Genomic DNA, 26,618 nt, shown 5'->3' on the forward strand with positions numbered 1-26,618 from the left:
ATTACTGATTATATTTTTTACTATAACAACAAACGAATCAAAGCAAAATTAAAAGGACTTAGTCCTGTCCAATACAGAACTAAATCCTTTCAATAATTATTTGTCCAACTTTTTGGGGTCAGTACACTGACAGCAGATAGTTCATAAATAAAGCCCCGTCCCTGCTGGTAGCCGATAAGTGCTTGCTGGCTCATAACTTTCTCCTTTCTTCCTGCATGTAGTAGTTGGTCAAGGCCAGAGGGTCCACTCCCATTCTCTGAGCCAAATGGAAAATAGAGGTCTCTTTCAAATTAGCCTGGTCAATGATAGCGGCATCCGAAAGGATTTCCGCTGGAGACTGGTCCGCAATAATCTGACCATCCACCACAACCAGGGCCCGGTCCGAATAATCCAGCATCAGCTGCATATCGTGGGTAATCATGACAATGGTATGACCTTGTCGATTGAGCTCGTCTAAGAAATCCATCATCTCACGGTAATGACGCTCATCCTGCCCAGCTGTTGGCTCATCCAGCAGAATAATTTCCGGCTCCAGTACCAAAATGGAGGCAATGGTCACCCGCTTCTTCTGACCGTAGGATAGGGCTGAAATCGGCCACTTACGGAATGAATAGAGACCACAAACTTCCAGAGCCTTATGCACCCGCTTTTCGAGTTCTTCTTGACCCACTCCACGCATTCTCAAACCGAGAGCCACTTCATCAAAAATCATGGTCTGGCTGATCATCTGATTGGGATTTTGCAGGACATAGCCAATCCGCTCGGCCCGTTCTTTGACCGAATCGTCCTTGATGGATTGCCCCTGCCAGATAAAGTCTCCTTCCACATCCAGAAAACCACAGAGAGCCTTGGCTAGGGTCGATTTTCCGGCTCCATTTTTCCCGACAATAGCCAGACGTTCCCCCTTATAGAGGGTGAAATGGATGTCCTTGAGGGCCTGTTTCTGCGGATAGGAGAAGTTCAGGTTTTTAACCTCTAGCAAGCTCGGCTTGGCAAGGACCTCTTCTCGGTCTAAGAGCAAATCCACTGATTGAAGTCCTGTCAAATCAAGACCTGACAGGCTTGATAAAGAATTTGCCTGCTCCAGAGGGTAGCCCATAGCCCGTAGGGTTGCCAAATAGAGTGGCTCGCGGATGCCATTTTCCACCAAGAGCTTGGTCTGCAAGAGTTGATCCGGCTGACCGTTGAATAGGATTTGTCCCGCATTGATGAGAACGATGCGGTCCACCTGTCTATAAAGAACATCTTCCAAGCGATGCTCGATGATAATGGTGGTCGCTCCCTCCTGCTGGTGCAGGCGATCAATCAAGTCAATGGTGTCCTGTCCAGACTTGGGATCCAGATTGGCCAGTGGTTCATCAAAGAGCAAAATCGGACTTTCATCAATCAGGACACCTGCCAGACTGACCCGTTGCTTCTGTCCACCAGACAGGTCCTGGGGACGGTGGTTGAGAAGCTGGTTTAATTCCAAACGATTGGACCAATCAGCCACTTTTTGCTGCATCAGTTCTTGACTTTCCATGTCATTTTCCAAGGCAAAGGCCAAATCCTCTGCCACAGACAGACCGATAAACTGACCGTCCGTATCCTGCAAAACAGTCGATACTAGCAGGGATTTTTCATAAATAGACAGGTCAAAAGCCTCCTGACCATCTATCAAGAGCTGGCCGCTATGACTACCTTGGTAAATATTGGGAATAATGCCGTTAAGACATTGACCCAGTGTTGACTTACCAGAGCCCGAAGGTCCAACAATCAAGACTTTCTCACCTTTATATATGCTTAAGTTGATATCCCTCAATGTCGGCTCCTGCTGGGCCTTGTATTGAAAGCTAAAATCCTTGAATTCAATGAGTTTTTCCATAGTACCTATTATACCAAAAAGATGATTGAAAATCGGCTAGAATTACTAAAAACTTCTGAATGTTCTAATTTTTTAACAACTTAGGGATAAAAATAAGGGAATAATTTTATTTTCCCTTACCAGAATGTAGACAGACTATACTTTGGAAAAATAAACTGAGTAGCTCTGCTAGAAAAATTAAAAAATTAGTCTCATTTTGCGAGCGAAGCGGGCCTACACCGAGACTTTCCGCTGTAATGAAAATGCTTGAGACGTTGTCGTCTCAAGCATTCGGAGCTGTTGAGACCTTAGGCTCAATGGCTAGGTATGGAATTCCGTAGGTAGCTCAAACAGTCAGAGAGACTGTTTGAGGAGTAAACCCAGAAACAAGAAAGTTTACTACCGTCCGACATCACCTCAGGAAAGTCCTAAAAGAGGCTTTGTCTACAAACTCATAAGGGAATTTGAGATCCCCTTACACATCTACTTATTTTGATAGTTGTAAAACCTTGGCTACTGCTTCATCCTCTTTCATTGCTTTCATGAAACGATTAAGATGCCTAGCCACCCTGCCCTTGATTTTTCAATGTAGAAAGACATAGGGACCTCCTAATTTTAAAACTGCTATCAAACCCACTTCACTCTTTCAGCTGACATTTCAAGTACTCAATAGCCTCCTTGGTCAAGCGTCTAGGACCTCGGACTGCCTTGATACCCAGAGCCATCATCCTTTGACGAGGCAAGATGTCATCTGGCAACTGTGCAATCAACTCGACCTGCATGACTGACTTGTCACTTGGGATATCCGACTGACCATGATTGGTGACATTGGCTTGCAAAACCCGACAGACATAGCGAATGGCCTGAACAGGCGCCGTCATGTAAATGGCTACGATGTCCCCAGCTTGAATGGTTGATTTTTGTGGCCAATAGACTACCTTATTTTCCGCAAACTCGGTATCAATATCATAGACCTTGGGATTGGCAGGAATAACCCAGTAATCAGGTCCCTGCACTGCCTTGTAGGATTTTGGTCCTACCAGATGGCGACTTTTCTCAAGGAGGGCAAACACCGTCTGGTCCTCCACCGTATCATCCAGCAAGACCGACACCCAGGCCTTCTTCGACATATGGTAGGCAGGGAAGATGCCCGACTGACTCAGCAGCTCTGCTGTTTCCCGACCGTCAACCTTGAGATTGACAATCTCCACCTCTTCTTGAGAACCGCTCCCATCCAGCTTGTCCCTCGGAATCTGACTGACCAGGGCGTACCACTTGTTATTGGCAGGGTGGCGAAAGGCCCCATAGGTCGGCAACTTGGCAAAGGGATAGTCAGGCAGGTCACCCCACTTCTCCTTGATGAACTGGGCTATGCGGTTGCTTTGGTCTTTGGAAAATGGCAGAGCGACACAACAAGCCTCCTCTACCCGATCCAAAATGGACTGATAAGCCTCACGCACCTGCCCCACAAAAGCCCCAGCTTGCGCAGTCACCAGATGGGCGGTATAGACCTCCTCCATCTCACAATCCCAAATATAAGACGACAGCTGACCAGCCTCATCCACCTCCACCACCGCCTCAAACTGCCCCTCCATGAAGACCTCACGGTAGATGTAACGATTGTTGGCGAAAAGGAAACCGAAAGGGAGGAGAGAGGGGAGGTGAATTTGTAGTTTGCTATTTACATTTGTCATTTTTTCCTTTTCTACTAACCCAGCCAATCGCATCTGTTGGTGGATTTTCAGTATCAATCCAAATAAATTCAATACCGATTTCACCATTTTTGAATTTGGTTAATCGAATACCATTTATTTCCAGAGATTCTAATTTCTTGCCTGTCAATACTTCACGTTCAGCTAATTGAAATACACCTCTCAGTAACCATTCCCCAAGAATATCTTGCCTATCCACCGACTGAATGGCCTTGCCTGATTCTTGATTGATGTAGGCTTCAATAGCATCTCCTGATGATAGAAAACGAAGCGTAAAAGTTCGTTCTTCTTTCGACAGTGCCAATTTTTTGCCTGTTTCATCAAATGTCCCAACATTGTGACCGAAAAAGTCTGGTCGAGCATCATGAAACTTTTTAGAATCCGGCAGTGGAATGTAAACTTCACTAACTGGACGGTAAACCAATTTCTCCAGTTTTTCAGATAGCTTTTCAATTCTCGACTTCTGAGCAAAGTTTATCAAGGCAGTCCGAATTTTTTTCATTTCAGCTTTTTCTTCTTTAGAGGACCACTTTTTCAATAAAATTTCCTCCAAAGAATAGGTTACAAATGCAAGTTCTTCCGAGCTGAGCTGATCCGAAAATTCCTCTTGGATTCTCTGAATGCGTGATAATCTATCTTTTTTAGCTAACTTAGCTCCACCATTAAAGGCATTAAAGCCTGAATTTTCTTCAACATGACCATGCTTATCTGTGATAACCCATGACACTGTATCAAGAACTTGGTTTTCTTTCTCATCCGCAGATAAAGTGTGGAGATTTTCAAAAATATAAAATGGATCTACCACATAGTCCACATCCCATGTATCTACAACTATCTCTTTGTTATGGAATGTCATGTGAAGTTGACTATCTGCTGCGGTATATTTGTAATCATGTTGGCCATCTGTAAAGGCAAAATTTGTCGGAGTTTTTAGACTGGTCGCTCCCTTAATCTGTAAATTTTCGACATCAATCGGAAGGTAACTGGTTTCTCCTACAAAAATTTGTGGCTTAGCTCCCTTTGCCGTTGGCATTAAGACATGGTAAACAGACTCCACCGTTGAGTCCGATGCAAAACCACGAATTTGTGCTTTTGAAGATTCAATCCGCTGGTTACGCAAGAGAGAAATTTCCTTGGCCAGTTTCAAGTAAAGTGCCTGATTATTTTTATCTGCCGTTGCTTTATCTGGAGCAATCATCGCATTAAACTTAATCTCTTGTAAAATCTCGGTCCATCCCTGCGAATCTTTCTTGAACTGGGCAACTTTTTGGTCCCCTGACTGAATGCCGAAAGACTTGATGCCGACTAAGTATTTATACTGACTATCCACCATAACCGAAGCATCAAAAGAAGTGTTGGCAATATCCTCACCAACTGCTTGAAAGGCTCTCTGAAAGACTGTTTCTTGGAATTTGGAATTGATAATCGGAGCTACATAATTAAAGGTTTCATTTTCCTCATCTGTTTCAGACTTTTGCGAAAAAGCCTCGCTCAGACTCGCAAAATTGGTAATCAGTGTCCGATACTTTTCTTTCTGCTCTGCTTTTAATTTTTCCCACATAGACTTTACCTCATTTTCTAATCATAGTATAGCAAAAGAAGACTAGATTTTCACTAGTCCCCTTACCTAATTATTCGTAATAACAATACTATAAAATTCTAAATTCCCACCTTTTTTGACCAAACGTAGATAGTCTTCGTCTGACAAAATTCCTAAACCGTCATTGTAGCTATCTAACTTAGCAATTGCTTCGTCGTAGGTCGCAACAAAGTCTTTCACATAAGACTGCCCTTCAAACTGACCATTCATCTTTGTATAAATGATAGCGACATTGCCAGTTCGTTCCAACTGTGACGGACCAGAGGAAGTTTTCATTGCCTCGGCAATCTTATCCGCAATCCGCTTAATAACTGGTACGACAACACTGTTACCAGCCTGTTTGTAGAGTTGTCCATTGGAAACACCTTCTGGAATCTTGAAGGTCTTTGGATAGCCTTGAACATTAAAGGTTTCTTTCGGTGTCAGTTTACGAATTTCTCCAGTGTCTGTCAAGATGAGGGGGACATTGTGCCCTCCAGTTCCCATATTAGCTGTCAGGGTTGGCACGACACCATTTTTATTTTCCCTTACATACTGGCGTCGCCACTGGTAAACCGTATCCTGGCTGGTAACAGACTCTTTCAACTGGTCAAAGAAGGGCTGTTTCCCTTGACGATAATAGTAATTCTCCTCTGGTTTTGCCCCAAAATCAATAACATCTTGAAGCCCCGTGGTCAGCTTAATTTCCTCTGGAAATTCAAATTTGTCGTAGGCTTCCTTGTTATCAAAGCCAACAATATAGATCCGTTCGCGGTTTTGCGGGATGTTCCCATAGTCCTTGCCGTTCAAGACCTTCCACTTGATAAAGTAATTGTTCTCGGTCAAGGCTTCACGGATAACTTTGAAAGTGTTCCCGTGGTCGTGCGAAACCATGTTCTTTACGTTCTCAACGAAAATCGCCTTGGGTTTCTTGGCTTCAATCATCCGAAGCAACTCAAAGAAAAGGTCGCCACGGTCATCTTCAAAACCCTTGCGGTAGCCGGCAATACTAAAAGCCTGACACGGAAAGCCTCCGACAATCACATCGACTGTTTCCGAAGGAATTTCCTCTGGCAATACTGCGTGAATATCACGCCCGTCCAGATAAGTATCTGGGTAATTCAACTGATAAGTCTGTCTGGCATACTTATCAAACTCGTTGGCATACACCACTCTGAACTCGTTGGTCTGCTCAAAGCCCAACTCAATTCCACCAACACCAGAGAAGAACGCTGCAATAGCAAACTTCCCTTGCTGGCGTGAACTTACAGAATTTGTCATGTAAGCACCTGCTTTCTAAAAGATATTTGAAATCTCAATATTAAACTAGTCCAAAAAGAGTGCTTCAAGCATCTTTTTGATATCAATATATAAATCATCACTCTTTGTCAACTTTCCAAGCGCCCTACGCTGCTCAGCAAAGATAGTGTCTGAATTCACCGATGTATTGTATTCTTCTTCCGCCTTTTTTTTAAAATATTCTTTACCATTAGGATCCTTAACAAAATCATAAGAAGTACCATTTTTTGAAATATCTAGCCTAGCCAAAGCCTCTTCAGGCGTTTTACAAGGAAGAAACTCTACATATCTAGCCCAATAATCAATGAATTGCTTCTGTTTTTTTACTAATTCCTCTTCATTTTTATTACCTTGATTTCCTGAGACATCGATTTTTATATACGAAGCAATAGATAGTTCATTAATTATTTTATCCAAGTTTTTATACTCCGATTCTGGAATATTTTTCGAAACAACTTTACCATTTTCTAAAAAATGGCTCTTGATAAATTCCACCTTCCCTTCATCATAGGAACGTCTCTTATCACCATCTAACCAATAGTATTTATTTTGTTGCTCCTCTATTGCGGATGGCACAATATGATTCTTAACCATCTGCTCTGCTCCACCAGGTAACTGCATGACCCTCACATTATTCTTGATGTTTTCATTTGATTCATGCTCTATGACATATTCCACTGTTGCCTGTGCTAATCTATCTTCGACATATATTAACTTCTTATCTTTATAATCTTCACCTAGTTCAAAAAATGCATTTTGATAGTCAATATTTTCATCAATCCTTATCTTATCACCAAACTTCGAAACTAATTTTATCGCTTCTTTAGGAAAATCTTTGACTAATTGGGTCGAATGTGTCGTAATTACAATCTGATGTTTTTTTGCAATGGCTTGCTCTAAAATAAATTTTTTAAAACGATAAATAGCACTTGGATGTAGAGATATTTCTGGCTCATCAATAAGTACAAGTGATTTTTCGGGAGCATTCAAAATATCATTTACTAGTAAAATAAGCCGTGCTTCCCCAGTTCCTGCAAATGCTTCTGAATATTCTTTACCATTTTTCTGTATCCAAATAGTTTTTGAGGGTTTATTCCCACTGGACTTATTATAAAAATTGTGGGTCAACATTTTTATTTCAGAATACGTTTCCCCCATAATCTCGCTTACTGTTGTACAAACATTACTATCAATAGAGAGGTTTGTATCTACCATTTCTTTTTTATAATAAGAATATTCTGTATCACCATTCTGTAAAACTTTTGCTAATGGTTTCGATCGTCTTCTAATAAAATCTTGTTTAGTTCTTTGAGATTTAGTAGATTCAAAGTTATAATGATAGAAAAACAAATCAAATGCAGAAACATATTCCTTACAATCACAATATACCACATTCTTTTTCAAAACATCCCAGCGAGATTTAGAAGAACTACCAAATTTTAAATATTCTCCATCTTTCAGTTTTTCCATCCCATACTGTTTTTGAGGTGCATATGGTTCCCAGTAATCATTACCCTTAGCAGTACCAGATCTTCCTTTAAGAATTTCAACAATTTTACCTGCTTCCTTCTGATAGTAGCCGTAAATTAAACAATGTTTCCCCTTTTCATCAATACGATCTACTTCAGTACTAAACCAATAATCAGATACACTATTCCCTTCTGGTGAACCATATAAAGCTTGCAAAATAGAAGTTTTATTCGAACCATTTTGACCAACTAATAAAGTGATGGGATATGTGAAATTTATTCTAGAATCCTTTTCTAAGGCCTTGTATTTCGGAAAACGAATGTGTTCAATATAAGGATAGAAAATATGTTTACTTTTAAACATATTAGTTAATCTATCCAGCAACTCTTTAATATCACTCATCTACTGACAATCTCCTTAACAATCTTTTGAAAATAATTTCCACTAGCTTCAGCTAATTTTACTGGAACTGCGTTTCCAATTTGTTTAGCTAACTGTCCCCTATTACCAATAAAGATATACTCATCGTCAAAAGACTGTAATCTAGCTGCTTCTCGAGCACTCAGAGCTCTATCTTGAGTTGGATGACCAAAGCGTCCCTTAGAATAAGACATACAGCCTCCTGTAATTGTAATAGAAGGTTTAGAAATATCTAAGATACCATATACATCACCGTGTCCACTTTTCCCTATATGACACCTTAATTGCATATTCTCGGGTAAAGAGTTTCGACTTCCACCATTATTTCTAATATGTCGTATCCGTTCAATATTGATTTCTGATAATTTATTTGCTACATGATTATATATACCATCACCAATATACTCTTCACCACCTTCTATCTGAGGCAAATCCATTATTATATCTGCATTTACCCATTTACTCAAACCTCCCTTACCATTTTTAGAATGTGTTTTTGTTGGTAAATCAATTTGAAAATTCTTCGGGGCGATACTTTTCTTCACTCCATGTAAAACTAGTCTTTTACGTGACTGTGGTACCCCAAAATCAGCAGTATTAAGTATGTCATAAATAAAGTGGTAATCTTTGTCGATACCTTCAATAAATTTAGAAAAAATTGATTGATTTTTTGCTCTTGTCATACCAAAAACATTTTCCATCAACAAAAAGTCTGGTTTAATTTCTTTAATTAGTCTTAAATATTGAAAAATTAGTTGATTTCGCTCATCATTTTCATCGTTAGTACCAATTGTGGAAAAACCTTGACACGGAGGACAAGCAACCAATAGTAAACGGTCCTTAAAGTCTAACTCAATCCTTGACAACAACTCTTCTCCCGAAATATTTGAAATATCTTCTATAAATAGCGAAACCTCCTTGTTGTTATATTGATAGGTCTTAGAAGCCACCGAATCTATTTCAACAGCAGCTTGTACTGATATCCCAGCCTTTTTTAAGCCACTTGTAGTACCACCAGCTCCACTAAATAAATCTATTGCTATAATTTTACTCATTCTCAACACCTTCAATTTAACTTCTATCCTTACATTATACCACAAAATCCAGCCTATTTAGACTGGATACATACACTTATTTTCCCGTTACTCAACAATCCCCAACTCCTCATACATTCTCTCACTTGACAAATCATTCTGACCATTCAAGAGGAGATTCTCAAAGAAGGCCGTTAAAAAGTCAGAACGTTTATTGACTAACTTAGCATTGTCAAGCACAAGGGCATCACGGAAATATTTTGCATGTTTTTGAAAAGGCTCGTTATCAAACTCAAAACCAAGGGAACGAAGATATTTGACCAAAAACACAGTTATAGTTCTAGTGTTCCCTTCTCGGAATGGATGTATTTGCCAGATGCCTGAGATAAAGGATTGGATATGGGCAACAATGGCTTGTTTATCTAATCCAGCATAAGAAAAATCCCTTTCTTGCTGGAAATCATAGTCCAAAGTGGCGGCGATCAATGGAAAATCTGAATAAATCACAGTATTCTCCTTTAAAACTGGCTCATTTTTTGTAATGTTAACCGTTCGATACTCACCTACTGGAATACTGCTGTCAAAAATACCCTGAAAAAGCTCTTTGTGGATATGAATGAGGATGGTTGGTCGGAGGCTAAAACCATTTTGGGAGAGTATTTCAACAATTCGGAGAGCGACAATGTCTGCCTCCTGCGTACTGGCATCAGTTGACTGGTGGTATTTCGTAATTTCCTCGTACACCTGCAAATAGGTGTACTCTCCACGAGCTTGCCTATCCGCCAACTCTTCCATATAAATGGACGGAGTCAACCCGTCCACTTTTTGAAGACCCAAACCTGTTTCCCAGAGCTCCTGCTTGGCTTCATAGGAAAGATTGGGATTATCAATATTGTAGGTTGGTTGCATAGACTCCTCCTGTTTGAATTTCTAGCCTTATTATACCATAAAACCCAGCCTTTTAAGGCTGGGCATTTGTTTAATCTAGTGTGGCTAAAATCAGCTTGAGACTAGGAAACGACACCGCAGACAGTACTTGAGTACGGCAAGGTGAGTTGACGAAGTATCAAGTGGTTTTAGACCACTAGACCAGTTTTTTCATCTCTTCAATCCGCGCTACTGTCGCATCATATTTTGCTTGGTAGTCGGCTTGTTTTTCTTTTTCTTTTTCAACGACTTCTGGTTTGGCGTTGGCGATGAAGCGTTCGTTGCTGAGTTTTTTGCCAACCATGTCTAGTTCTTTCTGCCATTTGGCAAGCTCTTTGTCCAGACGAGCCAACTCTTCTTCTACGTTAAGAAGGTCTGCTAATGGTAAGAAGATTTCAGCACCGGTGATAACGGCTGACATGGCTAGTTCTGGTGCAGCAATACTTGAGCTGATTTCCAACTGTTCTGGATTTGTAAAGCGGCGGATGTAGTTTTCATTTGCCTTGAAGAAGGTTTCAAGCTCAGCATCTGCCGTCTTAATCAAGATGGTAATCGGCTTAGATGGAGCAACATTCACTTCTGCTCTGCTATTTCGCACCGAACGGATCAAGTCCTTGAGGCTTTCTACTCCCTTGTGAGCTTCCGCATTTTCAAAGGCCGGGTTGACAACGGGGTAGGCTGCCACCACGATAGAGCCCTCTGCATACTGGGCGAAGATCTCTTCCGTCACAAACGGCATGATTGGGTGGAGGAGGCGAAGGATTTGGTCCAGCGTGTAGAGAAGGACAGAGCGGGTCATGACTTTCTCAGCCTCGTTGTTGCTGTAAAGGACCTCCTTGGTCAGTTCGACATACCAGTTGGCGAACTCTTCCCAGATGAAGTTGTAGAGGATGTGACCAGCCACACCAAACTCGAACTTGTCAAAGTTTTCAGTGACCTTGGCAATGGTTTCGTTGAGGTTGTGGAGAATCCAGCGGTCCGTCACATTACCAGCCTCACCTGCTGCGACTTTAGCGACATTCTCACGCGCTGCATCCAAGGTCAAGCCTTCATTGTTCATGAGGATATAGCGGGAAATGTTCCAAATCTTGTTGATGAAGTTCCAAGACGCGTCCATCTTCTCATAAGAGAAGCGAACATCTTGACCAGGAGCAGAGCCGTTTGACAGGAACCAACGCAAAGCGTCCGCACCGTATTTCTCGATGACATCCATTGGGTCGATCCCGTTTCCGAGTGACTTAGACATCTTGCGACCTTCTTCGTCACGGATCAAACCGTGGATCAGCACATTCTTGAATGGCTGACGGCCTGTGAACTCAAGCGATTGGAAAATCATACGAGACACCCAGAAGAAGATGATGTCATAGCCCGTTACCAAGGTTGAGGTTGGGAAGTAACGCTTAAAGTCCGCCGCATTTTCGTCAGGCCAGCCCATGGTTGAGAATGGCCAAAGGGCAGAGCTGAACCAAGTATCTAGGACATCCTCATCCTGTACCCAACCGTCACCTGCTGGAGCCTCTTCTCCAACGTACATTTCGCCAGATTCGTTATACCATGCTGGAATCTGATGACCCCACCAAAGCTGACGCGAGATAACCCAGTCATGTACATTTTCCATCCATTGAAGGAAAGTATCGTTGAAACGTGGTGGGTAAAATTCTACCTTGTCAGCTGTGTCTTGGTTAGCAATGGCATTCTTGGCCAATTGGTCCATCTTAACAAACCACTGGGTTGACAAGCGTGGCTCGACTACCACACCAGTACGCTCTGAGTGACCAACGGAATGCACACGATTTTCGATTTCGACAAGGGCTCCCAGTTCTTGCAACTTAGCAACCGTTGCCTTACGGGCTTCAAAGCGGTCCATACCTGCAAATTCGCCTGCCAACTCGTTCATGGTACCGTCGTCGTTCATCACGTTGACTTGTGGCAGATTGTGGCGTTGCCCGACAAGGAAGTCATTTGGATCGTGGGCAGGTGTGATTTTCACAACCCCCGTACCAAATTCTGGGTCTGCATGTTCATCCGCAACGATTGGAATTAACTTGTTAACAATTGGCAGGATAACGTTTTTGCCAATCAAGTCCTTGTAACGTGGGTCTTCTGGGTTAACCGCCACCGCAACGTCACCGAACATGGTTTCAGGACGGGTTGTCGCAACTTGAAGGGCACGAGAACCATCTTCCAACATGTAATTCATATGGTAGAAGGCACCTTCTACATCCTTGTGGATAACTTCAATATCTGAAAGGGCTGTGCGAGCCGCTGGGTCCCAGTTGATGATAAATTCACCACGGTAGATCCAGCCTTTTTTGTAGAGTTCAACAAAGACCTTGCGAACAGCTTTCGACAGTCCTTCGTCAAGTGTGAAACGCTCACGTGAGTAGTCTACTGATAGCCCCATCTTACCCCACTGCTCTTTAATGGTCGCAGCGTACTCATCCTTCCATTCCCAGACTTTGTCGAGGAATTTTTCACGACCCAAGTCATAACGGGTTACGCCTTGCTCACGCAAGCGTTCCTCAACCTTAGCCTGAGTAGCAATCCCCGCGTGGTCCATACCTGGAAGCCAGAGGGTATCAAAGCCCTGCATCCGCTTTTGACGGATGATAATATCTTGAAGGGTGGTATCCCAAGCGTGTCCCAGGTGCAACTTCCCTGTTACGTTTGGCGGCGGAATGACGATAGAATAAGGCTTAGCCTCCGCATCGCCTGACGGCTTAAAGACATCTTGGTCCAACCAAGTTTGGTAACGGCCAGCCTCAACCTCGGCTGGATTGTATTTTGGTGATAATTCTTTTGACATTTATTTTTCTCCTTTAGATTCACTTTCTGTGAATTCTGCATCGATAATTATTGTGGTATCTTTATTTTTTAGTAATTCTATACGGTACTCTTTTTCAGCTAGGAAGCGTTTTTGATAAAAAACATCTGCAAACTCTAGAACAGAACGCATTTGAGCAGTATCAATCAATGCCCCTATCCCTGCTGAAATAACAGGAATACTGCGTTCTATAGTTTTTTGAGTCAGTTTTTTTCCAATCAGCTCAAATGATTCTCTAAACAAGGTATTTTCTAGTCCTTTTTGACCTGCTTTTTCTACTGCTTTCTGTGCTGATTTGTGAGCCAATGCTCTCAGTTGAGTCAAAAATAATGGTATTCCACCACGAGCAGCCATATCAGACCAAGTTTTTCTAGTAGTCTGTTGAATGATAGTAGCCTTACTCATTATCATAATTTTAGCAATAGCAGTTGAAAGCTCGTCAGTCCCACCTTTAACTGAGGGACTCATCGCATCAGTATAAACCTTACTTGCAATTACCAACTCATCAGGATCATTGATAACATCATATCCGTAATGTAGTGCTATAGACTGTACAGCACGGAAGTATAAAAACGTACTTAAAGCTAGATTAAATGGAATACCCGCAAAACCAAGTGCTCCTGTAGCAGCTCCTTGTACCCCTGCAGCTAATAAATCTTGAACTTTATAATCACTAACAACTTTAGCAATCTGGTAGCTTCTTAATAGGACGATTTCTTCAAAAGACTCGACACCCTTGTATTTTTTAACAACTTCCTTTTTGCTAATGGAATACTTTGCAGCTTGTTTTTCAATTTCATGGAAACCTTGACCTAACAGTTCCAAAACCTTGATATATAATTCTTGTTCTGAAATATTTTGTCCAATTCCACCTACAAAGTTTTTTATTTCCTGAGGAACTAATTTACCTAATTCATTTCCAAACTTCATCAAATGATTAGGCTCAACTAACTTCTTATAACGATTAGATAAGGTATCAATTGCCTCTAACTCTTTTGTATCTCTAATTGGTTGTTGTACTTCCATTTTGAGTCCTCTCTATTTTAAATTCACCCCACCAACTCAACCTTAATCCGACCTGGTTCTTCTGGATAAAAGTTCTCATTTTTCTAGTTTTATCTTGACTCTTTCATCTTCTCCCACTCACTTTTTAGCAGACCGTATCGTAAATCATGACAGCGATTGCCTTGAATATCTCTTCGATCACGAATGCTAGCTTCCAGAGTAAAACCGAGTTTTTCAGCGATACGTCTGCTTTGTCTATTGTAGTCATAGCAAACAATTTCGACTTTATGAAGGTTAAGAAGTGTAAATCCAACCTCAATTAATGCCTCTACAGCTTCTGCCATGATGCCTTTCCCCCAATAATCTGGATGGAGCATGTAGCCAATTTCAAAGACATCATCTTCATGACGGTGATTGAAATCGCAAGAGCCAATAATGCGGTCGTTCCCCTTGACTGTTATACCATAGCCTGATGGCAGATTTTCTTTTTCAAGATTTTGGTAGTAGTGATTTTCAAAATAATCATACTCGTCTTCCAAGGTTGCAACGAGTGGCAGACCAGCTGGATAAACCACATTTTCTAAGCTAACGTAAGCAAACATATCTGGCACATCATCTATCGTCCGCTGACGCAAGATGAGACGATCCGTCTCCACAGCTGGTAACATATTATCTTTTAGTTCTCCAACAACTTTCATCCTTATCTCCTTACTATAATACTCATAAAACAGCAAAAATCCCCGCCTAGACTTGCTAGACAGGGACGAAGTTGATTTCCGCGGTACCACCCTTGTTCAGATTGATTATCTGCACTTTATCTATTCGATTCAAAACATCAGCAACCAGTTTTGACATTTGTGCGGATTTCTCAGTACCACCGCTTCCTGTGACAAATGGAGTCCAAAACACCTCTGAATGCTATTATTGTAGCAAATAAGACAGGCAAGTGCAAGAAATTTACTGGATTTCTCAAACTCTCTCACCTGCTTTAAACCAATCTGTTGGCCCTTACTCTATCAGACCACCAAAGTCCTTTATCAGCAAACCTGTTGCTGTTTTTTCAAAAACGTAATGTCGATTGGAGTGACCTGTTGCTGGTGAACGACCATCAGTATAAGAAGTGATAGTGGTATAGGAAATATCGCAAGTGACTGTATTTCCTGATACTTGAATATTGGAGATACTATCGGTTGTGGAGTCATAACGCGCAATCCCCTCATTTGCTGAATCATTGACCACCCAATCAACTGTAATACGATGACTTTCAGATCCCTTTACAAAATTATCAGCAATCGCATCTGTACGCGTTGCCAATGAGCGATTGATATCCTTACGGTACTGATTTACCCGCTCTTTAATCTGAGCCTGCACGCCTTCTACTGATGCATCTTGCTTGTCACTTTTTTCATCAGCCCTGTAATAAAATGAACCATACATTTCAGACATCACAAGAACACGATCCTTAGTTGTATCATCCTGATTTGAAATCTGTGCACCAGCTAAATCAATGGTTGGAGTGCCAGCAGGAAAAAAGAAGTAAGCCATGCGACTGGTTCTCACACCAGTTTCTGTTACGATGTATTCAACATAACCATCTTCATGTTGCATAACCTCCACATCACCCACCAGCTTATCCGTCAACTTCAGAGTATCTTGACCATTAGTCCACTCCCCCTGAACACTCCTTAAATCTCTCTTATAAAGCGCTTCTATATCCATTTTATTGGATGTCGTTTCTGTGGTTTTAGCAGTTGTTGAAGTAGAGCTTGAACTTGAAGTGGAACTTGTGGACGTGGCTTTAGCGGTTGTTGAAGCAGAGCTTGAACGTGAAGTGGAGCTTGTGGAGGTAGTTTTTGAGGTACTTGTTGCTTCTTTCTGTTTAGAAGGAATTACTTTGACATCCTTTACTTGCTCAGTATCTTGCAAAGCCAGTTTCAAACAATAGCCACCTACTCCTAAAACAGCTATCCCAAGTACTAAAAAAAGGCGTTTAGAAAATGGTGTACGAGATGTTACTCTCACACGTCCCTCTTGAATCGCTTGATGCAATTCAACTGGAGAGGGATTGCGCCCATGAACTTTTTTAAATTGTTTGATAAAATTTTTTTGATTCATGTCTTATTTATTAATTACCCTGTAGATTATTGTTACGTGATTCCAGGGACGGTGCTTCTTAAGCTTTCAATTCAATCGCTTTTTCCTTCAACTGCTTGATAGTTGCAGGACCGATGCCTTTAAGAGCCAAGAGCTCTTTTTCTGTGTGGTTTGCGAAATCCTCTACAGATTGAATACCTGCTTCGTAGAAGGTTTCCAAACGTGCTGCCGCAATACCCTCCAACTCAGGAAGTGCCAAAAAGTCATCCAATGAAGCCGCTGAAGAAGTCACCTCTGCTACAACTTCTTTCACTTGTTCTACAGCCTTCTCTACCGCAGTTTCAGCTTTTTCAACTACAGTTTCAGCCTGATGTGCGACTGTCTCAACAGCTCCGCGAGCAGTGTCAAGACCGACACGCCCTGCTCGTCTCAAGTCTGCTAGTTGTTTTTTCAATAATTTTTTACGATTTACATTTTTCTTTGCCAAGATTTTTGTCCTCTCTTTAATAATGTTTTTGGCCAAATAAGCCATCTGGTAAATCATGGAAGCTCTTGCCAGCATGATAGTTGGCAAATTTTCCTTGGATAAAGCGATAAGCATCTAGCTTACTTTCGTAACGGATGTAGGCATCCGCTGCACGCTCATCCTTATCCTCTTCCAATACACGACGGCTTTCTTCTACCGCCATCTCATTTACCATAACCTGTGTATTGACCCAGGCCTCAAATTCTTTTAAAAATTCTTGTTCTTTCGTCATTATTTTCCTCTTTCGTCTGTTTCGTTTGAAACACACCGGTTTATTATACCATATTTTCTGGAAAACACAAGAAAACCCTAACTGCAACACAGTTAGAGCCTCTCCTTCTTACCAAGTAAATTGATAAACTGTTTCAGACAAGAATTCCTCATCTTTTTCTAGCAAAATAGAGCCAAAGCCATCTAGGTTGCAAGCATTTGGCAGAGCCTGGCATTCCAAGCTAAAGGCACCATGGTAGGCAGCCAAAGCTTCAACAGGATAATTGTAGGTGTAGATGACCACTGATGCCTGATTGGTTCGCACAGCAAGTGTAATCTGCCCATCTGGGCTGACAACCTCAACCGGAACCTCCACTTGCTCCAAAAGCCACGGATGGTCATAGCCTTTCACAAGGATATTCTGAGGGTGCTGGCTGTCAAAGCCCTGAGCAAATTTTGCTCCCTCTCTAAAATCAAACGGCGTTCCCGTCACATCCTCTAAGACACCGGTTGGCAGATTATCCTCACCAAGCGGAGCATAGCGATTGGCTGCAATTCGAATTTCATGGTCTACCACTGACTGCTGAAAATCCCCCGTTAAGTTGAAATAGATATGATTGGTCGGATTGAAAATCGTATCTTTGCTAGACACCGCCCGATAATCTACCGTCAACTCATTCTGGTCTGTTAGACCATAAATAGCCTCAACCCTCACATCTCCTGGAAAACCATTGAAACCATCTTTTAGGACAATCCCAAAGGTAACTTGATTTTTTTCGTGGTCAAGAGCAACATCCCAGTACTGTTCATTTGCCGTGTCAATCCCACCATGCAAGGTGCGACCTGGCTCATTTTCTGTGAACTGATAACTGGTTCCCTTTATCTCAGCCTGGGCTCCTGAAATACGCCCCGCTACTGGGACAATGCTTGAACCAGGGTACAAGTCTGTCTTACGGTAATCATCATCCGACCCAGCAGCCAAACTGACATTGCGTAAACCACCATTTTCCTCTACTGGCAAGAGTACTTCCACCACTCTGGCACCAAAATCAGTCAGAGTGACCTGCATGCCATTCTTATTTTTCATGTAATAAAGCTTCGCTTGTTTACCAAATTCTTTTACTTCAATCATTGCTTTTCCTCACAACATCAAATGAGGGGAGGCAATCAACTTGCTTCCCCTCAGGATACTTAAAGCCTATTTAAAGCTAGTATAAACTTGCTATAATACTTTGGAATAACCCTCGCTCTCTTATTTCTAAGCTCGGGCTGTCTTTGGTCACTCTTTCATTTCAAGGTGACCAGTTGAAACAGTTCCCCAAACTGTTTCAACTTCCCTGACTGTCCTTGCTTTTGTATTTTCAGGCTCGGGCTGAAACAGTCACTTCCCTAACTGTTTCACTCATCCTCATCATCGCTAGATGTGAGGAGTTTGTTGATGTGTTGAATATTGGTTGAACCAAATTCGACGTAGTCAACGTCCTCTCCTAGGAGAACACCATTCAAGAAACCGATGACCATCGGCATGTTCATACCTGCATAGAGGTCAAACTGCGCACCGTCAATCAATTTACGAGAAACCACGTTAGCAGGTGTTCCACCAAGTAAATCTGCGAAGACAACAAAGTCGTCTAAATCTGCAATTGTTTCTTCAAATTTTTTCTGGAAGTCTTCTGGACCTTCTTCAGGAAGGAGTGCCACAGTAAAGATATTGTCCTGTGGCCCCATAATCATCTCAGTTGATTGTTTGAGTTCCTGACAGAATGTTCCATGACTTACTAACACTAAGCTCTTCGTCATATTAAGCGCCCATACCAAATGCGAAGCGACCAAGCGCTGAGAAGGCAAGTGCCAATACAATGATAATCAAGATAGCCTTAGTTGAAGTCATACCCTTGCGGCCCAACAACCAGAAGACAAAGCCTGTGAAGATTGCAGGAACCAAACGTGGGAAGATTGAGTTCAACAAGTCTTGGATATCAATTGTTTTCTCACCGATTGCTGGAGTCCAAGATACTTCAAAGTTAATCATAGTTGCAATCAAGGCACCCATCATGAAGACACCCATTACAGATGCTGCATCAACAAGGGCAGTCAAACGATCGCGCATTGTTGTGATCAGTTTAGTACCTTCTTTGTAAGCAACTTCCAACTGTTTCCAACGGAAGATGTCGTAGACAACTGCTACAGCAACCCAGAGGAAGATACCGAGTGGGTTCCCATCAGATGCAAAAGTCGCTGCAATTGTACCCATGATAGCTGGTACCAAGGAACCAAAGATAGAGTCACCGATAGGGGCAAATGGTCCCATCAAACCAGTCTTGATACCATTAACCGCATCTTTAGAAGCAACACCGTCGCTTTCTTCGAGGGCAAGGTCAATACCAGTGATGATGGTGTGGAAGAATGGAGAAGTGTTGAAGAATTGTGTATGCAATTGCATCATTTCTTTCAATTCAGGAGTTCCATCTCCATACATTTTACGCAATTGAGGCAAAATCATGTAAAGGTAACCAGAACCCTGCATCCGCTCGTAGTTCCAACCCAATTGATAAGTGAACAAGCTACGTTTGTTGATTTGATTAAAATCTTCTTTTGTTAATTTGTAATTAGATTTCGTCATCGTCAATTTCCCCACTTTCTGAATTTGATGGAGCAACCACTGCTACTTTTTGGCTATTGATGTAGTGCAATACTGAAAGGAATGCACCGATAATCGCAATACCGATCATTGACAAACCTTTGAAGTTGTTTACAAATGATACACCTGCATCTTCTGGAAGAGTTCCAACGATGCCTGCAACAGCACCACCCAAAGCAGATACGTTACCGTAAAGAACAGTCAACATAGCTGTAAGGGCAAAACCGATTGCCAAGTAGTGAAGGTTACGTTTAAGTGGAAGGTAGTGGAGCAAGATTGCAAATCCAAGACCTGGAAGCATACGAGCAGCGAGAGTCAAACCATCAGCAACCCATTGGTATTGTTGGATAGTGTTAACCATTGATTCAACGAAGCCACCACCGAAAGTGAGAGCCAAGAAGACTGGAAGTGCACGAGAGAGTGCCCATGGAATCGCACCAAGAAGGTAGTTACGCTCGATTGCTTTGTAGTCGAATTTTTCAACCGCAGCATCCACACGGTGTGCGAAGTAAGTAGTTGAGAAACGACCTGCAATATCAGTATAAACAAGAAGTGCCGCTACTGGTACCGCGATAGTTGATACCGCAAGTTCTGGATCGATACCTTGTGAAACAGAGAAAGCTGTCGCAAGAACCGCACCTGAAGTTGCGTCGATACGAGATGCACCACCGAAGGTACCAACACCGAGTACCATCAATTGAAGAGATGCACCGATAGCAAGACCAGTGGCCATATCACCCATGATCAAGCCTGAGATGAACCCTGCAAAGACTGGTGAACCTGCTGACGATACGATAGTCAACTCATCACAAATCTGATAAGCAGAGTAGAGCGTTAAAAGTACTATTTGCCAGAATTGCATAATAGTGTTCCTCCTTTAAAATTTTTCAAAAATATCCGAATGTTAACGAACTTTATCCAACAAAGGCATAAAGTCTTTAGGTGTATCACCTGGTACCATTTGAGCAATCAATTTTACTCCCTTGGCAACCAAGGCATCAAAATCAGCGATATCCTTATCAACCACGTTGATAGAACGAGTCACTGAACGCGTTTCAGGTGTTTGAGACATGTTCCCTACGTTCAATTCAGGAATTTCTACACCATATTCAACCAAGCGCAGGAAGTTTTCAGGGCGACGTGCCACAATCAAGAGACGTTGGCTATCGTACTTACCTTCCTTGATGTTGTTAGCTGCTTTTTCGATAGGTAAAATGGATAATTTTACACCAGGTGGGCAAGCTAATTTCAATCCTTGTTTTTCAATGTCGTTTTGAGCAACAGCATCGTCAATAACCATGATACGACCGATATTTAATTTGGTAGTCCATAGGTTAGCAACCTGACCGTGGATCAAACGACCATCAATACGTGTAGCAATAATTGCCATACTAGTTCTCCTTTTAGATTTCTTTATAGATGGGTTCTTGTGAAAAGCTTATCTTCTCTCTATAGCTTCCTTCCGTCTCGAAGACGATAATCTCATTCTCTCCTTTCTTTAAGTATCCTTTCGGAAGATAGAGATAGAGGATTGGGCCTTTTTCCCAAAACCGACCAATATTAACATTGTTTACAAATACTACACCCTTACCAAATCCTGTCATGTCCAGGTAGGTGTCTGCCAGTTCATCCACTTCAAATCGGTAGCGGTAAAAGGCTGGTTGCCCTTCCTTCCACTCCTTGGTAAAATCTACCGTTTCTACAGATTCTAGGGGGAGAGGATAGGTTTGCCAATTGCCGATAAAGTGAAGATCAGCTATCGCGCCCCGACCAATACCTTTGGACTGGGTTGGTGCGGTTAGCTTGTGACCATAATTGACACGTCCCATATTTTCGACCAGGATTGAAATGTCGGTGTGCTGATTCTGCAAATCCAGCTCAATATCCTCACCGATTTCCGTCTGATACTGAGTTGTGACCAGATGGCCATCTGCATAGACCTGTATCCTGTCACGCGCATCAATCACTCTAAACCGTTCCGCCTCATCCTTATCCTTTTCAATGGTAGTCTGGTAGAGAATGTAGCCTGTATTCTGACCCAACTCTTCCATATTTTGTGGATAGAAGCTAGATAGGGAACCGCTTACATTTTCTAGTGTCCCAAAGAGACTAACTTTTGCCTCTAATTCCACCGATGGGTAGGCTTTGGCTGCTTTAATGAGTGGTTCAGCATAGTTCGATTCTGGATAGACTTCCTTCATCAAGGATTGAATAGCATAGAATTTCTTAGTAGGATTCCCCGCCTCATCCAAGATGGCATCGTAGTCATAGGAAGTTACCTGTGGTAAATCAATCTGACCCCGGGCCGAACAGCCGTTCATAAAGCCGAAGTTAGTCCCTCCATGGAACATGTAAAGATTGATAGACCCAAGCTGGATACAATCCATGACAGACTGGGCAAGCTCATCTGGATCCCGGCGAATAATCTCATCTCCCCAGCGATTGAACCATCCATCCCAAAATTCCATACACATGAGTGGCCACTTCTTATCGTATTCATCGAAGAAATCTTGCATCATAGCAAAGTTTTCTGCAGCCTTGGAACCAAAGTTTCCTGTGACCAAAATATCATCGTCTATCAGGGTACCAGCTCTCAAAGTGGCTCTCCATGGACCATCCGATGTGAAAAAGGGAGCTGTCAGGCCATGCTTTCTCATCAAATCTGCTACTGCTCTCAGGTATTCCTTGTCCTCACCGTAGGAACCATATTCATTTTCCACTTGGAACATGAGAATGTTTCCACCTTGTGAGAGTTGGTGCTTGGCCAATTTCGGAAGAAGAGAAGCGTAATATTCATCTAAATGCCTCAGATAAGTTGCATCGTGCGAACGTATCCGAAGCTCCTCCGTCATCAACCAAGCGGGGAGACCTCCCCATTCCCACTCTGCGCAAATATAGGGGGAAGGACGAACAATAGCATATAGCCCTAAATCCTGAGCAATGCTTAGAAATCGTTCGATATCTAAGATTCCTTCGTAGTTGAACTGACCTTTCTGAGGCTCGTGCCAGTTCCAGGGGACGTAGGTTTCAACTGTATTAAAACCCAGGGCCTTTAAATTGTACAAAGAGTGATACCAATCATCAGGGTGAACCCGAAAATAATGAATTGCACCAGAAAGAATTTTGAAAGACTTCTGATCCAAATAGAACTGATCCTTTATTTCAAATTTCTGCATTTATTTTGCCTCCGATGTCGCTGCATCCCTTTGTTATCAATATATTAACACAAATTACTGGTTATGTCCAGTAGTTTTTTTGAAAAAATGTAAAATTTTTTAAATTTTTTTCAAAGCCTATTTTTGAAAGAAATTTGTGCATTTTTGAGCATTTCCAGTTTTCAATTTTAAAGATATTTAGTATAATGAAAGTTAAAGGGAAGTATTAGGAAAAAGAAAGGAAACCTACTATGAAAGTACCTAAGTATCAATTAGTTCAAAACGATCTTCGTCAGCAAATTATTTCAGGAAAATTTGAGAATGGCGATAAGTTTTACACCGAAGCTGAGTTAACCAAGCTATTTAACGTAAGTTCTATCACTGTTATCCGTGCAGTCAATGAATTGGTTAAGGACGGCTACCTCGTTCGCCAACAGGGTAAAGGAACCTTCGTTTCTCGTTCTCGCAAAGGAAAGCTTGTTGAGTTTTCTGATATCGAGATTTTCCCTATCGGCAACGACACTGTCACAGTGCTGGGTTGTGAAAAAGGAAATGAAGCTCATATTCTTGAAAAGCTTCAATTGGATAGCAATGACTTCTATTACAAGATTTCTCGCGTGCGTACAACAGATGGTCAACCTTATATTTACCACCAGTCTTACATCCCTGCTCGATATATTCAACAGCCTCAAGCAGATCTCTCGCATTTCCAATCGCTCTATCAACGATTTAAGCTAGACTTCAATATCCACATGTCTGAGGAACCTTATGTGGAAACCAATGAAATTGTTTTCCCTTCACCTAAGGATGTCAAGGAACAGTTGAAGCTTCAGGCAAAAGAACCAAGCATTCTTCAAATCCGCACTACACATAAGAGTGGCAGCAATGAAGTGATTGAATATGTAGAGACTTATAAACACTGGAAATACTATAAGATCGAAATTTCTGCCAACAAGCGCTAAAAATCGGCAAACACCATGGAAAACCATGGTGTTTTTGTCTACTCTGATGCTTCAACCTATACAAAAAAATTGGATAGACTGCTCTACCCAATTTTTCATGTTATGATTAGAGTTCTGTTTCCGAAGTCTGGTCTTCTTCAACTGCTTCGACAACTGATTCTATTACGACGTCCGCAATGTCCATTTCAATATCTTCAGACACAATCACTGCATCTTCGACATCTTCTTCATCAACTGTTGGCGCATGGACTGTCTTAGACTTGATTGATTCAAACAAATCCTTAGACTTCTCTTTGCCTGTCTGCACCAGGTCCTCGACCGTCAATTCACCTGTTTCCAGTTGAGACTTGACCTCTGTAAATTTATCCGTGGCTTGCTTGCCCAAATCCTGAGCCTTAGAGACTAGGTCGGCATTGATTTCTTCATGGTTTTCCTTGTAGTCATTAGCAAAAGAAATCACCTTATCCTTTACTGCCTTCCCTGTTTTGGTGGCCAGAAAAGCTGCTGCTGCCGCTCCACCTGCTGCACCCAGCAAGAGGCTTGTGACGATACTAGATTTTTTTACCATTTTTTGCTCCTTTCTTTCCTAAGAGAGATGATACTGTTGTAAGGGCAGAGAGGGCTCCGCCTGCTTTAGCCGTTGATTTGCCCGCTGACTTGGCCTTGACTGTCAAATCACGCGCCGAGGCATTGAGGTCGGACACTGAAGTCGACAAGTCTGCCACTGCCACAAAGAGCGGGTCGAGAGTTGACACCTTGCCATTGACATCGTCGACCAGGACATTGGTCTTGGCTAGGATTTCATTGGCCTGAAAGAGGGTCACATTGACATCACTGGTCAAGACCTTAATGGTTTGCTGGGCCTCATCTGTCACCTTGCCGACTTTTTGCAAGAGCAGGACCAGGTAGATAGCCACTGCCGCAATGGACAAGGCAATGATCAATACTGAAATTTCGATTAACATATATTCTCCTTTTTAGGATTGATAATAGGGAACTGTGGATTTTCTTCTCCGCACCAGGACCATGCTGATACCGACTAGGATAAGTAGTCCCGACAGCCATTGGGACACTCGAATGCCCAAGAACATGAGACTATCTGTCCGCATGCCTTCAATCAAGAGACGACCGCAGCCATACCAGATCAGGTAAAAGGCGGTGATTTCTCCCTGCTTGAGGAATTTCGGTCTTCTGCGCAAGACACAGATGAGAGCAAAACCAAGGATATTCCAGACAGATTCAAAGAGGAAGGTCGGCTGGCGATAGGCACCATCGATAAACATCTGGTCTCGGATAAAGCTTGGTAGGTAGTCCAAGTTGGCTACCTCTGCACCATAGGCCTCCTGGTTAAAGAAATTGCCCCAGCGGCCAATAGCCTGTGCCAGCATAACCGATGGTGCTACCACATCCAGGAAGTCCAGGGTCTCGATAAACCGGTATCTGGTAAAGAAATAGAGGACCAAGGCACCAGTTATCAGACCACCATAGATAGCAATCCCACCATTCCAAATGGCAATGACATCCAGCAAGTTGTCCTTATACTGGTCCCAGGAAAAGACGACATAGTAAATGCGAGCCCCGATGATTGAAATAGGAAAAGCCCAGAGGATAAAATCCAGGATATCATCTGAAGAAATTTTCTTTCTAGGTGCCTCTTTCGATGCCAAATACACACCTAGAATCAAGCCTGTCAAAATACAGATTGCATACCAGCGGATCTCCAGAGGCCCTAATTGAATAGCAATTGGCCCCATACTAGACCTCTTCCTTGTTTGTTTCGATCAAGTTGGTCAAGCGTTCTTCAAACATCTTGGTCGCATCAAAGCCCATCTGCTTGGCACGGTAGTTCATAGCAGCTGCTTCAATCACGACAGAGATGTTTCGACCAGTTTTGACAGGGATACGGATTTGCGGAATTTCAACACCTGCAATCTCGATGGTGTCGCCTGAATTGCCCAGACGGTCAAAGACCTTGCCTGTTTCATAATTTTCCAGATAAACCGCCAACTGAACCTCTGATGAATCCTTAACGGCACTCGCACCATAGAGACTCATAATATCAATGATACCGACCCCACGGATTTCCAATAGGTGGCGCAGAATTTCTGCTGGCTCACCCCACAGAGTCACATCATCCTTAGCAAAAATATCCACACGGTCATCCGCTACCAGGCGATGACCACGCTTAACCAATTCCAAACCAGTTTCACTCTTACCGATACCAGAATCTCCCTGGATGAGAACACCCATGCCATAAATATCCATGAGAACTCCGTGAACACTGGTCCGTTGGGCCAAACGACTATCTAGGAAAGAAGATAATTCCCCAGACAAACGACTGGTCGCTGTCTTGCTACGGCAGATCGCAATTTTCTTTTCCTTGGCCGCCTTGTACATCTCCTCAGGAATTTCCAAATCACGGGCTACGATAATCACCGGCGTTTCCGGCTGAAACATCTGCGATAGGACCTGATAGCGGTTATGGGCTGTCATGGCCATCATATAAGACCACTCTTTCATCCCCATGAGCTGAATCCGCTCTGGAGCGTAATAGTCAAAATAGCCCGTCATCTCCAAGCCTGGACGCGTAATATCAGCTGTTGTAATTTCCTTGCGCAACAACTCTTCTGTACTATACGCAGGCTCAATCCGCAGATTATCTACCAAATCTTTTACATATACTGTCATGCATTCCCTCTCTTTCGCTTCTGAAATTGTATCCACAAGTACGGTACCTTTAAATAAGAAATCGTTTTCTCACATCAAAGCCGTTTTTGCTACAATACCGACTGTATTTCGAGAAAAACAAGCCTTATCTCAGGTACCGAGCTGTGAATACGGTTCTCAGTATATTATACCATAAGCAACACTAATTGGTAACAAATAAGAAAAAGTTTGGAAGAAAGCTCCCAAACTC

The 26,618-nt window shown here is 42.3% G+C and carries 25 protein-coding genes; 2 read left to right on the plus strand and 23 right to left on the minus strand.

Translation table 11 applies throughout. The features are described from left to right. Positions 1–96: IS3 family transposase (locus tag ACVC7T_RS06915; protein WP_136117368.1), on the plus strand; the 96-nt coding region annotated here is incomplete at its 5' end. A gap of 94 nt (positions 97–190) precedes the next feature. On the opposite strand, the gene ACVC7T_RS06920 is transcribed toward ACVC7T_RS06915, so the two are convergent. The 19 genes from ACVC7T_RS06920 to ACVC7T_RS07010 form a co-directional block, all read right to left on the minus strand. Then, on the minus strand, positions 191–1,864 hold the full coding sequence (locus tag ACVC7T_RS06920) for an ABC transporter ATP-binding protein (RefSeq protein WP_394732067.1): 1,674 nt from the start codon (positions 1,862–1,864) through the stop codon (positions 191–193). A 617-nt stretch (positions 1,865–2,481) separates the two neighbouring features. Continuing rightward, positions 2,482–3,537: an MmcQ/YjbR family DNA-binding protein gene (locus ACVC7T_RS06925; RefSeq protein WP_447262691.1), complete on the minus strand. Its 1,056-nt coding sequence runs from the start codon at positions 3,535–3,537 to the stop codon at positions 2,482–2,484. Continuing rightward, positions 3,521–5,116: a hypothetical protein gene (locus ACVC7T_RS06930; protein WP_447262692.1), complete on the minus strand. Its 1,596-nt coding sequence runs from the start codon at positions 5,114–5,116 to the stop codon at positions 3,521–3,523. Before ACVC7T_RS06930 ends, ACVC7T_RS06925 begins: the two co-directional genes overlap by 17 nt. 66 nt (positions 5,117–5,182) lie before the next feature. Then, positions 5,183–6,415, minus strand: coding sequence for a DNA (cytosine-5-)-methyltransferase (gene dcm / locus ACVC7T_RS06935; RefSeq protein WP_447262693.1), 1,233 nt, complete (start codon positions 6,413–6,415; stop codon positions 5,183–5,185). Between the two features lie 45 nt (positions 6,416–6,460). After that, entirely contained in the window at positions 6,461–8,305 is a 1,845-nt protein-coding gene (locus ACVC7T_RS06940; RefSeq protein ID WP_447262694.1) for an ATP-dependent nuclease, read from the minus strand. Beyond that, positions 8,302–9,378 (minus strand): DNA cytosine methyltransferase, encoded by a 1,077-nt coding sequence (locus tag ACVC7T_RS06945; RefSeq protein ID WP_447262695.1) that lies wholly within the window; start codon positions 9,376–9,378, stop codon positions 8,302–8,304. Before ACVC7T_RS06945 ends, ACVC7T_RS06940 begins: the two co-directional genes overlap by 4 nt. A gap of 87 nt (positions 9,379–9,465) precedes the next feature. Continuing rightward, on the minus strand, positions 9,466–10,266 hold the full coding sequence (locus tag ACVC7T_RS06950; RefSeq protein WP_447262696.1) for a Fic family protein: 801 nt from the start codon (positions 10,264–10,266) through the stop codon (positions 9,466–9,468). 175 nt (positions 10,267–10,441) lie between these two features. After that, on the minus strand, positions 10,442–13,090 hold the full coding sequence (locus tag ACVC7T_RS06955) for a valine--tRNA ligase (protein ID WP_447262697.1): 2,649 nt from the start codon (positions 13,088–13,090) through the stop codon (positions 10,442–10,444). Further along, the gene (locus tag ACVC7T_RS06960) at positions 13,091–14,134 is read right to left on the minus strand and encodes an EcsC family protein (protein ID WP_354368171.1); all 1,044 of its coding nucleotides are present in this window, start codon (positions 14,132–14,134) and stop codon (positions 13,091–13,093) included. It abuts the gene before it with no gap. A gap of 89 nt (positions 14,135–14,223) precedes the next feature. Then, the gene (locus ACVC7T_RS06965) at positions 14,224–14,811 is read right to left on the minus strand and encodes a GNAT family N-acetyltransferase (protein WP_447262698.1); all 588 of its coding nucleotides are present in this window, start codon (positions 14,809–14,811) and stop codon (positions 14,224–14,226) included. Positions 14,812–15,121: 310 nt separating this feature from the next. After that, the gene (locus tag ACVC7T_RS06970) at positions 15,122–16,228 is read right to left on the minus strand and encodes a hypothetical protein (protein WP_447262699.1); all 1,107 of its coding nucleotides are present in this window, start codon (positions 16,226–16,228) and stop codon (positions 15,122–15,124) included. Between the two features lie 58 nt (positions 16,229–16,286). Beyond that, positions 16,287–16,694 (minus strand): helix-hairpin-helix domain-containing protein, encoded by a 408-nt coding sequence (locus tag ACVC7T_RS06975; protein WP_105111272.1) that lies wholly within the window; start codon positions 16,692–16,694, stop codon positions 16,287–16,289. 16 nt (positions 16,695–16,710) lie between these two features. Then, positions 16,711–16,965 (minus strand): DUF1912 family protein, encoded by a 255-nt coding sequence (locus tag ACVC7T_RS06980; protein WP_105111201.1) that lies wholly within the window; start codon positions 16,963–16,965, stop codon positions 16,711–16,713. Between the two features lie 108 nt (positions 16,966–17,073). After that, entirely contained in the window at positions 17,074–18,075 is a 1,002-nt protein-coding gene (locus ACVC7T_RS06985; protein ID WP_447262700.1) for an aldose epimerase family protein, read from the minus strand. A gap of 266 nt (positions 18,076–18,341) precedes the next feature. Then, positions 18,342–18,743, minus strand: a complete 402-nt coding sequence (locus ACVC7T_RS06990; RefSeq protein WP_105111199.1) for a PTS sugar transporter subunit IIA — start codon at positions 18,741–18,743, stop codon at positions 18,342–18,344. Position 18,744: 1 nt separating this feature from the next. Continuing rightward, positions 18,745–19,566, minus strand: a complete 822-nt coding sequence (locus ACVC7T_RS06995) for a PTS system mannose/fructose/sorbose family transporter subunit IID (RefSeq protein ID WP_105161240.1) — start codon at positions 19,564–19,566, stop codon at positions 18,745–18,747. Then, positions 19,553–20,449 (minus strand): PTS mannose/fructose/sorbose/N-acetylgalactosamine transporter subunit IIC, encoded by an 897-nt coding sequence (locus ACVC7T_RS07000; protein WP_161943055.1) that lies wholly within the window; start codon positions 20,447–20,449, stop codon positions 19,553–19,555. The genes ACVC7T_RS06995 and ACVC7T_RS07000 overlap by 14 nt, the downstream gene beginning before the upstream one ends. 39 nt (positions 20,450–20,488) lie before the next feature. Beyond that, complete coding sequence (locus ACVC7T_RS07005) at positions 20,489–20,974, minus strand: PTS system mannose/fructose/N-acetylgalactosamine-transporter subunit IIB (RefSeq protein WP_105123427.1); 486 nt, start codon at positions 20,972–20,974, stop codon at positions 20,489–20,491. Between the two features lie 13 nt (positions 20,975–20,987). Beyond that, positions 20,988–22,760 carry a glycoside hydrolase family 35 protein gene (locus tag ACVC7T_RS07010; protein ID WP_447262701.1) on the minus strand — a complete coding sequence of 591 codons (1,773 nt, stop codon included), beginning with the start codon at positions 22,758–22,760 and terminating at the stop codon, positions 20,988–20,990. Positions 22,761–22,990: 230 nt separating this feature from the next. On the opposite strand from ACVC7T_RS07010, the gene ACVC7T_RS07015 reads away from it, so the two are divergent. Next, positions 22,991–23,701, plus strand: coding sequence for a GntR family transcriptional regulator (locus ACVC7T_RS07015; RefSeq protein ID WP_105111194.1), 711 nt, complete (start codon positions 22,991–22,993; stop codon positions 23,699–23,701). Between the two features lie 106 nt (positions 23,702–23,807). On the opposite strand, the gene ACVC7T_RS07020 is transcribed toward ACVC7T_RS07015, so the two are convergent. From ACVC7T_RS07020 to hprK, 4 genes are read right to left on the minus strand one after another with little or no spacing between them, the layout of a single operon-like run. Further along, the gene (locus ACVC7T_RS07020) at positions 23,808–24,269 is read right to left on the minus strand and encodes a YtxH domain-containing protein (RefSeq protein ID WP_105111193.1); all 462 of its coding nucleotides are present in this window, start codon (positions 24,267–24,269) and stop codon (positions 23,808–23,810) included. Further along, the gene (locus ACVC7T_RS07025) at positions 24,253–24,666 is read right to left on the minus strand and encodes a DUF948 domain-containing protein (RefSeq protein WP_105111192.1); all 414 of its coding nucleotides are present in this window, start codon (positions 24,664–24,666) and stop codon (positions 24,253–24,255) included. Before ACVC7T_RS07025 ends, ACVC7T_RS07020 begins: the two co-directional genes overlap by 17 nt. A 12-nt stretch (positions 24,667–24,678) precedes the next feature. Further along, positions 24,679–25,455 carry a prolipoprotein diacylglyceryl transferase gene (gene lgt, locus ACVC7T_RS07030; protein ID WP_105111191.1) on the minus strand — a complete coding sequence of 259 codons (777 nt, stop codon included), beginning with the start codon at positions 25,453–25,455 and terminating at the stop codon, positions 24,679–24,681. A 1-nt stretch (position 25,456) separates the two neighbouring features. Next, positions 25,457–26,389 (minus strand): HPr(Ser) kinase/phosphatase, encoded by a 933-nt coding sequence (hprK, locus tag ACVC7T_RS07035; RefSeq protein WP_105111190.1) that lies wholly within the window; start codon positions 26,387–26,389, stop codon positions 25,457–25,459. Positions 26,390–26,618 lie beyond the last annotated feature (229 nt).

The organism is Streptococcus sp. P25B114 (genome assembly GCF_053010325.1).